Origin of the sequence: Bacillus sp. JJ664 (assembly GCF_036962205.1) — a bacterium.
Lineage (GTDB): Bacteria > Bacillota > Bacilli > Bacillales > Bacillaceae_G > Gottfriedia.
On record NZ_JBALMS010000150.1, the window covers coordinates 1 to 10393 of the forward strand.

The 10393-nt window shown below is 32.0% G+C and carries 14 protein-coding genes; 10 read left to right on the forward strand and 4 right to left on the reverse strand.

The window, feature by feature from the left end:
• Window positions 1-267: hypothetical protein (locus tag V7056_RS18565; protein WP_499703880.1), on the reverse strand; the 267-nt coding region annotated here is incomplete at its 3' end.
• Between the two features lie 288 nt (window positions 268-555).
• Window positions 556-1191, reverse strand: coding sequence for a GTP pyrophosphokinase (locus tag V7056_RS18570; protein WP_499703881.1), 636 nt, complete (start codon window positions 1189-1191; stop codon window positions 556-558).
• Between the two features lie 265 nt (window positions 1192-1456).
• Here V7056_RS18570 and V7056_RS18575 point away from each other — a divergent pair, with 265 nt between their 5' ends.
• A complete protein-coding gene (locus V7056_RS18575) occupies window positions 1457-2236 on the forward strand; it encodes a phosphatidylserine decarboxylase (RefSeq protein ID WP_499703882.1) in 780 nt (259 codons plus the stop codon).
• Window positions 2237-2375: 139 nt separating this feature from the next.
• Here V7056_RS18575 and V7056_RS18580 read toward each other — a convergent pair whose 3' ends face one another.
• Window positions 2376-2516: a sporulation histidine kinase inhibitor Sda gene (locus V7056_RS18580; RefSeq protein ID WP_087998695.1), complete on the reverse strand. Its 141-nt coding sequence runs from the start codon at window positions 2514-2516 to the stop codon at window positions 2376-2378.
• A gap of 257 nt (window positions 2517-2773) precedes the next feature.
• Between V7056_RS18580 and V7056_RS18585 the strand changes: the two genes are divergently transcribed.
• Genes V7056_RS18585 through V7056_RS18615 form a run of 7 tightly spaced genes read left to right on the forward strand, consistent with a single transcriptional unit; the run spans window position 2774 to window position 7262 of the window.
• The gene (locus V7056_RS18585) at window positions 2774-3295 is read left to right on the forward strand and encodes a YqeG family HAD IIIA-type phosphatase (RefSeq protein WP_192602809.1); all 522 of its coding nucleotides are present in this window, start codon (window positions 2774-2776) and stop codon (window positions 3293-3295) included.
• Window positions 3292-4401: a ribosome biogenesis GTPase YqeH gene (gene yqeH / locus V7056_RS18590; RefSeq protein WP_499703883.1), complete on the forward strand. Its 1110-nt coding sequence runs from the start codon at window positions 3292-3294 to the stop codon at window positions 4399-4401. Before V7056_RS18585 ends, yqeH begins: the two co-directional genes overlap by 4 nt.
• A 23-nt stretch (window positions 4402-4424) precedes the next feature.
• Window positions 4425-5267: a shikimate dehydrogenase gene (gene aroE / locus V7056_RS18595; protein WP_499703884.1), complete on the forward strand. Its 843-nt coding sequence runs from the start codon at window positions 4425-4427 to the stop codon at window positions 5265-5267.
• A complete protein-coding gene (yhbY, locus tag V7056_RS18600; RefSeq protein ID WP_499703885.1) occupies window positions 5261-5551 on the forward strand; it encodes a ribosome assembly RNA-binding protein YhbY in 291 nt (96 codons plus the stop codon). Before aroE ends, yhbY begins: the two co-directional genes overlap by 7 nt.
• Window positions 5552-5587: 36 nt before the next feature.
• Window positions 5588-6154 (forward strand): bis(5'-nucleosyl)-tetraphosphatase (symmetrical) YqeK, encoded by a 567-nt coding sequence (yqeK, locus tag V7056_RS18605; protein ID WP_499703886.1) that lies wholly within the window; start codon window positions 5588-5590, stop codon window positions 6152-6154.
• Between the two features lie 11 nt (window positions 6155-6165).
• Window positions 6166-6522, forward strand: a complete 357-nt coding sequence (gene rsfS, locus V7056_RS18610; protein WP_499703887.1) for a ribosome silencing factor — start codon at window positions 6166-6168, stop codon at window positions 6520-6522.
• Complete coding sequence (locus V7056_RS18615; RefSeq protein WP_499703888.1) at window positions 6519-7262, forward strand: class I SAM-dependent DNA methyltransferase; 744 nt, start codon at window positions 6519-6521, stop codon at window positions 7260-7262. The genes rsfS and V7056_RS18615 overlap by 4 nt, the downstream gene beginning before the upstream one ends.
• Window positions 7263-7375: 113 nt before the next feature.
• On the opposite strand, the gene comER is transcribed toward V7056_RS18615, so the two are convergent.
• Window positions 7376-8191 (reverse strand): late competence protein ComER, encoded by an 816-nt coding sequence (gene comER, locus V7056_RS18620; RefSeq protein ID WP_499703889.1) that lies wholly within the window; start codon window positions 8189-8191, stop codon window positions 7376-7378.
• 89 nt (window positions 8192-8280) lie between these two features.
• On the opposite strand from comER, the gene V7056_RS18625 reads away from it, so the two are divergent.
• On the forward strand, window positions 8281-8922 hold the full coding sequence (locus V7056_RS18625; RefSeq protein ID WP_499703890.1) for a helix-hairpin-helix domain-containing protein: 642 nt from the start codon (window positions 8281-8283) through the stop codon (window positions 8920-8922).
• An 8-nt stretch (window positions 8923-8930) separates the two neighbouring features.
• The coding region (locus V7056_RS18630; RefSeq protein ID WP_499703891.1) for a ComEC/Rec2 family competence protein at window positions 8931-10393 on the forward strand (1463 nt) is incomplete at its 3' end.

The following is a 10393-nucleotide window of genomic DNA, read 5'->3' on the forward strand; positions in this document are numbered from 1 at the left end:
ATAGTAAAGCCACCATAGACTAAGAAAACCAAAAATTGTATCTAAATAAATAGAAGCATCCGTAAATAGTTTAAATAGTTCGTCATCTGATATATCCATCCCAGTTGCTGCAACTACAATTGCAGCTCCGATCGATCCAAGAAATATAAGTACATTCAAACCGATTACAAATATTAAAATATAATAAACAAGTGTCTTAATAGCTGTCTTTCGTTCATTAGGAATATTTTCAGGTATGAATGTATTGTAATGTAAGTCGTTATTCATTCGTTTCCCCCAATACACAGTTTATCTATAAGAACAAATTTTAATAAGAATTCTAACATAACTTCATACTACTATATCTTATTTTATCTTAAAATTGATGTTGAAAGAACTAATTTTACACCTGAAGAAAAAATAAATCAAAAAATAGAAAAGATAATTCCTTGATTGATAGCTTTGCGAGCAGAATCTTAGACTTACCAATACTCAAATCCATAGCTACAATCTTTTAGAAAAGAAGCAAAAAAAGTGACTGATAGAATATATCCTCAGTCACTTCCAAAAGAACGATTATTTCTGATATTCTAGTTCTTTTATTTCTTCCATTTGATTCTTAATGCTCTCCATTTTATAATCCAAAGAGTTAACTGTAGCTGAAGCCTCATTTAAGCTCTCGATAATTTCATATGGAACTTTTTTATTGTATTTATAGAAAATTTTATGTTCAAGACTTGCCCAAAAATCCATAGCTACTGTTCGAATTTGAATTTCTACTTTGACTCTTTTTGTTTCAGATGCAAGGAAGATTGGAATTTCGATAATCATATGGAAACTTTTATATCCGTTTGGTTTTGGATTTTTTATATAATCTTTAACTTCTATTATATAGATGTCATCTTGCTGTTTTAATAATTCATAAATTTTATAAATATCACTGATAAATGAGCAACTAATTCGAACGCCGGCTACATCGTTAATAAAGTTTTCTATATTATGTTGTGACAGTTCAAGTCCTTTACGTTCAAGCTTTTTAATAATACTGTCGGGCTTTTTAATTCGTGATTTTACGTGTTCAATTGGATTGTGTTCATGATTTAATGTGAATTCTTCATTTAATATTTTAATTTTCGTATTTATTTCATCTAACGCAAATTTGTATATTAAAAGAGTGTTTTTCCATTCACCTAAGCTTTGTTCTTCAAACATAGGCTACCTCCTAATAGTCATTACATCCGTATTGTAACAGTTAAATGTGAACTTAGTGTGAAATACAGATGAACGATTAGTGACAGTATTTTAAATCTAGAGTAAAGTAGAATAACAAGTAGTACATCCATATGTACAAATAAGATGTAAGAATGAGTGGTCAAGAAGAGCGGATAAGGAAATAAGGAGAATAGGAATTAAGAAATTAAATTAGATAAGAATATAAAATAGTAATCTTAAAATTAAGTAAATAAGGGGTAAATAGATGAAACAAGGATTTTATCGTATGTTTATTGAACTAACAAACAATAGAGCAACATCGGGATTTCTTAGGAAATTCTCTACTTCAAGATTGAGTAAGGTACTTATTAAACCATATATTAATGCGTTTAAACTAAATATGGAAGAAAGTAAAAATACATCTTTTCCAACACTACATGCATTATTTACAAGAGAATTAAAGAACGATGTAAGACCAATTTATGCAGGCGAAAATGAATTGGCTTGTCCAGTTGATGGTGTATTAGAATCTCACGGTAAGATTGAAGAAGATATACAATTTGTTGTTAAGGGAAAAACATATAGTATTATTGAAATGTTAGGTTCAAAAGAAATGGCAGATAAGTATAATGAGGGATATTATATGGTGCTTTATTTAAGTCCAAGTCATTACCATCGTATACATAGTCCGATTGCAGGTGAAGTTATTTCTCAATTTGAATTAGGTGCAAAATCTTATCCTGTAAATAAAGTTGGTCTAACTTATGGTAAAGATCCTCTTTCAAAAAACTATCGTGTAGTTTCAGAAGTGAAATCTTCTGAAAACGGGAAGCATGTAGCGATGATTAAAGTTGGTGCCATGTTTGTAAATACAATTATAGTGACTGCAAAAGAAAAACGACTTAAAAAAGGATCTGAAGTTGGATATTTTTCTTTTGGTTCAACAGTTGTTTTATTATTTGAAGCAGACAGTTTTACGGCAAATAATGAATTGAAGTCTGGTCAATCTATAAAAGTAGGGGAAAACTTAGGTAAACTACATTAAATATTGATGTAGTTTGCACTTTTTTTCACGAAATGAGAGCCATCGTGTAGAAAGATGGTTCTTTTTCTGTTATTGTAAAGAGTGCTTGTATTTTTATTTTACTTGTATTATTTGCTTATATTGAAAATAATAAAAAGTATTAAGATGTTTGTCTAATATAATAGTCAAGGCCTCTTCTTTTTATTTCTTTTTCAATTAAATAAATAAAGGCCGGATCTAGTTGCAGACCAAGTGCTTTTTTATAGGACTCAAGTAACAAATCATCATTTAATTTGTACATAATATTGCCCAGTTGGGCTTCACCTCCGCGTGATAAAAGTGTTGGAAATACTTTGTAAGCCTAATGTATCAAATTTTTTTCAATAGAACAATCGTTCGTTTATCCACACGAATCGGTGGATAAGTTGTTAGTAATTTGTTTATATTTTCTGAAAAAGCAGATGTATGGCAATTGGATAATGTGTATATTCTTATCCACAACGATGGTATTTGTTGTTATTTGTCGAACGATTTTATGAATATTATGAGGTGTTTATCATGTTAAAAAAGTTTTTACCGAATGAATTTGTAAATAATGTCTATGCAATCACACCTGAGCATTTGAAAAACTTAGGAATTAAAGGAATTATTACCGATCTAGATAATACGCTAGTTGAATGGGATCGTCCTTTAGCTACTCCTGAGTTAACAAATTGGTTTAGAAGCATGAAAGATGCAGGAATTAAAATAACTGTTGTTTCGAACAACAATGAAACACGAGTAGGAAAGTTTTGTGAACCTCTTGGAATTCCATTTATTCATCGCGCTCGAAAACCACTCGCGGTTTCATATAAGAAAGCATACCAATTATTGAACTTAAAAGCTGATGAGGTTTGTATGATAGGTGATCAGCTTTTAACAGATGTGTTTGGAGGGAATCGACAAGGCATTCATACAATCTTAGTTGTTCCTGTTGCGAGTACTGATGGAATATGGACAAGATTTAATAGAATGGTTGAACGTAGAATTCTTTCCTCATTTAAGAAACAAGGATTACTACAATGGGAGGATAAAAAGTGAGTCATAATGAAATAAGATGTATTGGTTGTGGAGTCGAAATTCAAACAGAGGATAAAAACAAGTTAGGTTTTGCACCACCATCATCATTAGAAAAAGAAGAAATCATCTGTCAACGCTGCTTTCGTTTAAAAAACTATAACGAAATTCAAGATGTCGAGTTAACAGATTCTGACTTTATCCGTATTTTAAATGGAATTGGCGATAAAGATTGTCTTGTTATTAAAGTAGTCGACATTTTCGATTTTTCAGGTAGTTGGTTAAATGGATTAAACCGTTTTGTGGGTAAAAATAAAGTCTTACTAGTTGGAAATAAAGCAGACTTAATTCCAAAGTCGGTTAAAAAGAATAGACTTACACAATGGATGAGTGGAACAGCAAAACGCTGGGGATTACATCCGGTTGGTGTTCATTTAATAAGTGCTGCTAAAGGTACTGGAATTGATGAATTGGCAGAGCGTATTGAGGAGTTAAGAGAAGGTAAAGATGTGTACGTGGTAGGTTGTACGAATGTTGGTAAGTCAACATTTATTAATACAATGATTAAGCGCTACAGCGAAGAAAATAATAATATTATTACAACATCACATTTTCCTGGAACAACTCTTGATTTAATTCAAATCCCACTTGATGATGAAAGTGATTTAATTGATACGCCGGGAATCATTAATCATCATCAAATGGCTCATTTTGTTGATAAAAAAGGTTTGAAAATTATTACGCCTAAAAAAGAAATTAAGCCGATGGTTTATCAATTAAATGAAAGTCAAACATTGTTCTTTGGTGGATTAGCACGTTTAGATTATTTAGAAGGTGGAAGAAGATCCTTTACTTGTCATTTCTCAAACGATTTATCAATCCATCGTACAAAACAAGAGAATGCTGATGATTTGTATGAAAGACAAGCAGGTGAACTGTTAGTACCACCATATGGTGAACAAATTAATGAGTTACCAAAATTAGTAAAACATGAATTTATGATAAAAGAAGGAAAAACGGATATCGTTTATTCTGGACTTGGTTGGATCACTGTAAATGAACCAGGTGCAAAAATTGTTGCTTATGCACCAAAAGGCGTAGGTATAACACTTCGTAATTCAATTATATAAAGATTGATTTGGGGGCGGGAGAGATGAGAGACCAATTTTACGTAATCGGTCAACCGATTGGTCATTCTATGTCACCAACCATGCATAATGAATGGTTCCATGAAAATAAAATCAATGGCAATTATGATGCAAAAGAGGTTGGTATATCAGATCTAGAATCAATTGTGACAGAATTTCGTTCTACTGCAAGAGGATTTAATGTTACAGCACCATTGAAAGTTGAAGTTATGAAGTATTTAGATGAAATCGATCCTTTAGCAAAAGAAATAGGTGCAGTAAATACTGTTATCAATAAAGATGGTCGACTTTATGGTAAAAATACAGATGGAATTGGTTATTGTAGAGGTTTATCTCTTGTATTAAAAAGTCCAATTGAACAAGAAAACATTTTAATCATTGGTGCAGGTGGTGCGGCTAGAGCAATATTGTGTAGCTTATTGCATTTAGGTGTAAGGCATATTACAATTACAAACCGTACAACAGAAAAAGCACTGCAATTAAAAAATGGATTACTATTAAAAGATCAAGATGTACAAGTTATTTCTATTACAGATGCAGAAGAACTATTAGGTTCTTACTCTCTAGTTATTCAAACAACTTCTGTTGGAATGAAGCCGAATGAATCTGCAAAACCAATGTCTCTTCATAACTTATCACCTGATACAGTTGTGTCTGATTTAATCTATAGCCCGTACAAAACTGCTTTCTTAAAAGAAGCAGAACAAAAAAATGCAAAGATTCAAAATGGATTACCAATGTTTATTTATCAAGGTGCAATAGCATTTCAAGAGTGGACAGGAATTTTTCCAAATACAATTAATGCGTATAAATTATTAGAAGAAAAGCTTGGAGGAACAAAATGTTAACTGGTAAACAAAAAAGATTTTTACGTTCAAAAGCACATCACTTAAACCCTATTTTCCAAGTAGGTAAAGGTGGAGTTAATGAAAATATGGTGAAGCAAATTTCAGAAGCGCTTGAAGTTAGAGAACTTTTAAAAGTAAGTATACTTCAAAATTGCGATGATGATCGTTATGATGTAGCAGATCAGCTTGTTGAAGGTACAACTGCTGAACTTGTACAAGTAATTGGCCATACAATTGTTTTATATAAAGAATCAGAAGAAAATAAAACAATCGTATTACCTTAATTAGACAAAACCGTTAATTAGAGGAGAATCGGATTAATGGATAAACAAAAAGCACTTTCGATTGTAAAAGATAAACTAACAAACGGGCGATTTACACATACTATTGGTGTGATGGAAACTGCTGTCCGTCTTGCTGAACAGTATGGTGCAGATGTGAAAAAAGCTGAGTTAGCTGCAATTTTCCATGACGTCGCAAAATGTATGCCGATTATTGAATTAAAAGAAATAATGGAGAAGAATTATCTCTCATTAGAGCTTTTACAACATAATAAAGAACTGTGGCATGCTCCTGTAGGTGCATTTCTTACAAAACAAGAATATGGAATAGAAGATGAAGATGTATTACAAGCAATTGCTTATCATACGAGCGGTCATGAAGAAATGACCCTTTTAGATAAAGTGATTTATGTAGCAGATTATATAGAACCTAACCGTCAATTTCCAGGAGTTGAAGAAGCGAGGGAATTAGCTGATTTGGATTTAAATCAAGCACTTTTGTATGCATTAAAAAATACTATCACATACTTAATTCAGAAAGAACAAAGTGTTTACCCGTTAACGGTAAAAACCTATAATTCAATATTAAAGCAAGTTAAAAGGTAGGGGGAACAAAAATGAAAGAAAAAGAACTAATGATGCTAGCTGTTAAAGCTGCAGATGATAAAAAAGCTGAGGACTTAGTGGTCTTAGATATGAAAGGAATATCTGCAATCTCGGATTATTTCATTATTTGTCACGGTAACTCAGATAAACAAGTACAAGCAATTGCAAGAGAAGTTAAGGATCAAGCACTTCAAAATGGGACAAATGTGAAACGTTTAGAAGGTTTTGACGAAGCTCGTTGGGTATTAGTTGACCTTGGAGATGTAGTTGTACATGTATTCCATCGTGAAGAACGTGGATATTACAATTTAGAAAAACTATGGGGAGATGCTCCATCACTTGATGTTTATGGAGAACTTCTTACATGACATACAACCGCTTCGCGTATTTGTATGATGAATTAATGAATGATGTCCCTTATGATAAGTGGTTACAGTTCGTTAATGACGTATTTCAAAAGTATGAAATACATCAACCCACAATTCTTGATATCGGATGTGGAACAGGTACGCTACCAATTTTATTAGCAAAACAAAATTACACGATAAGTGGTGTAGATTTATCTGAAGAAATGTTAAGTGTTGCTATGGCTAAAGCAGACCAAGAGCGAGTACAGATTCCATTTTATCAACAAAATATGATGGAATTAGAAGGATTCGAACAATTAGACTGTATTACCATTTTTTGCGACTCTCTTAATTATTTAGATTCTGAAGATCAAGTTTTGCAAACATTTGAAAAGGTTCACGAAAGTTTAAAGGATCAAGGAATATTCTTATTTGATGTTCATTCTCCATATAAAATTGAAGAAATTTTTGGTGAAGAAACCTTTTTCATCGATGATGAAGAATTAAGCTTAGTCTGGTCTTGTACGCAAGGTGAGCAGCCTTTAAGTGTAGAGCATGATTTAGTGTTCTTTATGAAAGAAGAAAACCGTGATTCCTATGAACGTTTTGAAGAATATCACGTTCAAAGAACGTTTCCAATCGAAACTTATCGTGCTTTATTAGATCAAGCAGGCTTTGATGTAAAAGAAATGATTGGTGATTTCGACCAAGCAGTAGAAGAAACATCTGAGCGTATCTTTTTTATAGCGACTAAAAAATAAAAAACCCTTTAGAGAAAATTCTTTTTCTTAAAGGGTTTTTTACTTTATTAACGAGCGAAAAATGAAATTTCTTTCTTTGAAGTTTTATCTGAAAAATCATATACTGAAAAAAATTAAAATTGCTCTTTCACCTTTTCGATTTCTTTATCGAATTTATTATGTGTTTTCTCGAAAATCTCTTCAAATAAATCACCAACACGTTCTTCTAACACTTTAATTCCTTCTCCTGTAATACCACCCTTTACACAAACCTTTTCTTGTAGCGTTTCCAATGTAAAATGTTTTTGTTCAATTAATTTTCCGAAACCGATAATCATTTCTTCAGCTAAAATAGTGGCTTGTTGTTTAGTGATTTCTGTTTGACATACTGCAGCATCAATGAATTTTTGAAGTAAGTAACTAAAAAAAGCAGGGCCACAGCTTGCGATATCAGATGAAACTCTTGTTATATCATCAGTAATCATAACTGGCTTTGAAATGTTCGAAAATAATTCGATAATTCGTTCCTTATTTTTTGCTGAACAACTTTTCCCAAAGTTAACCAACGTTACGCCACTTAATGCTTGATTCGTGATACTAGGAATTACACGGGCTACCTGACAAGGTAAAATGGCTTCTAACTGTTCAACATTGATTGGACTAGTAATGGAAATAACGCAATGATTTTTTGTAAATGATGTTTGTAATGATGAAAGGAGTGGTTGAATTTCTAATGGTTTTACACAAATCAGTACGATTTCAGAAGCGCTAATTACATCTTTAGCATGTTCTGCGACTTTCAGTTCAGGGTATATATTTTTGAGTTCAAAAGCTTTATGAATTGAACGGTTTGTTATTGTTAACTCTGAAGGTTTAAGTGCCTTTGATTTAATAAAAGCATTCAGCAAAATCGATCCCATATTCCCTGTACCTATGATGCCTACATTCATGAGTACATCACTTCCTTTACATACGTTCTCTCCTACACTATATGAAGCAAGTTTGAAAATAATGTTATAAGTTCTAAGGAGGATTTTACATGTTCATAAAAATCATTCGAAATAAGTTCTTTTGGTTAACGTTCATCTTCATTTTGATTTTTGCAATTAACTTATTTCAAAGCAATCGTCAAAATGAATTGATCGTCATGCCAGAAACTACACAAACAAAGGATTCTAATGATATAGATAGAAACGACAACAACAACGGAACAACAGAAGGTAAACAGAACAAAGAGCAAGAAGAAATAATTGTTGATATAAAAGGGGCCGTTACAACACCAGGCATTTTTCATTTAGAAGTTGGAAGCAGGGTGGATGATGCAATTAAACTAGCAGGTGGATTTAAAAGTGGAGCCGATCGTAATAAAGTAAATTTAGCAGAGAAATTAAAGGATGAAATGGTCATTTACGTACCGAAAATTGGGGAAGATACTGCGGGCGATATGCAAGTAAGCTCAATTACAAATGATGCTGAAGATGATAAAGAGACCATTGACATCAATCATGCAACAATTGAAGAGCTACAAAAAATTCCTGGAATTGGTCCGTCTAAAGCCAAAAATATAGTAGAGTTTATCGAAATGAATGGTTCGTTTACCTCAATCGAGCAATTAGATGAAGTAAATGGAATAGGTACGAAATCATTGGAACAAATGAGACCGTTTATTTTGATTCGCTAAGGTTTCTTATGAGTATTTTTTTAGCGTACGTTTGTATTGTACAAATAATAACAATCGTCTTTTTTAAAGAATTTCATTTGTTTGTTTTATTATTTTTAATGATTCCTTTTACGATTCTTTTATTAAATAGAAAGTGGAGTCATATTTCCTATTGTTTAGTATCGGTTCTAGTTACATCTTTAGCTTGTCTATATCAAAACCATATTACAAATACGCCGAAACCAAAACCATCTCATCTAATTCAAGGTGAAATTCAAACAACTCCAATCATTGATGGGAATAAAATTTCCTTTGCATTTGAACTGAAAGAACAAAAAGTATTGGTCGTAGCGTATGCAAATAAACAAAGTGACATGTCAATTTTTCAAAGGAGGACAATAGGGGATATATGCAGACTAAAAGGTGAGGCATCTCAACCAGAGCCCAATACAAGTCCATATTTATTTAATTACCAACAGTATTTAACTTATCAAGACATTCAATGGATTCAAACGATTGAACCAAAAAGTTTAATTGATTGTGTTCAAGGTAAAAAGTCAGTAATTCAGACGTTAAAAAGTGGAAGACAGTATGTAACAAGATATGTTGAAAGTAAATTTAATGAAAATATTGAAGGGGTTATAAATGCGCTACTTTTTGGGGACCGTACGAAGATGAGTCCGCAAGTAGAATCACAATATCAAATAGTAGGAATCGTTCATTTACTTGCGATTAGCGGTTCTCATATAAGTTTATTAAGTTTGTTAATATATTTTATACTCATTAGATTTGGAATAACAAAAGAAAGCAGCTTGATTTTTACAATATTGATCATTATTTCCTATGGGTTTTTAGCTGGTGCCTCAGCTTCAGTTGTTAGGGCAGTGATCATTGGCGTATTTGTTTGTATCATTAGATTACTAAAAATAAAATTAGATTTCATGACGCCACTCATTCTTTCATGCATTCTCATGCTCACTGTAAATCCGAATTATATTTATGATATCGGATTTCAGTTTTCATTTATCTCCAGTTTTACCATACTACTGACAACGAAACGTATTTTAAGTTATCGGTCATGGTATGCAAAAGCTTTGTTTACCTCAAGTACAACACAACTATCCTCATTACCAATCCTCCTAGTCAATTTTCACGAATTTTCACCCTACAGTATTTTCGTTAATCTTATTTACATTCCATTTATTACCTTTATCATACTCCCGCTATGTATGCTCTGCTTTATTGTGAGTTTCATCTTACCGGGTTTAAGTTGGATCTTCGAAGGTTTATTAACATTTTTTATTGAGTGCTCAAATAAATTTCTTGATCTTTGTATGCAATTACCATTCGTGAAGTTAGTTTTTATTCATCCTTCGAATACAGTTGTACTATTATATTGCATCATTATATTTGCAGTGTTTTATTTTATGGAAGATAAGAATAATCAAATAAAATTCAAGATTATCCTGTATGGTTTTTTTCTTCTCATTTG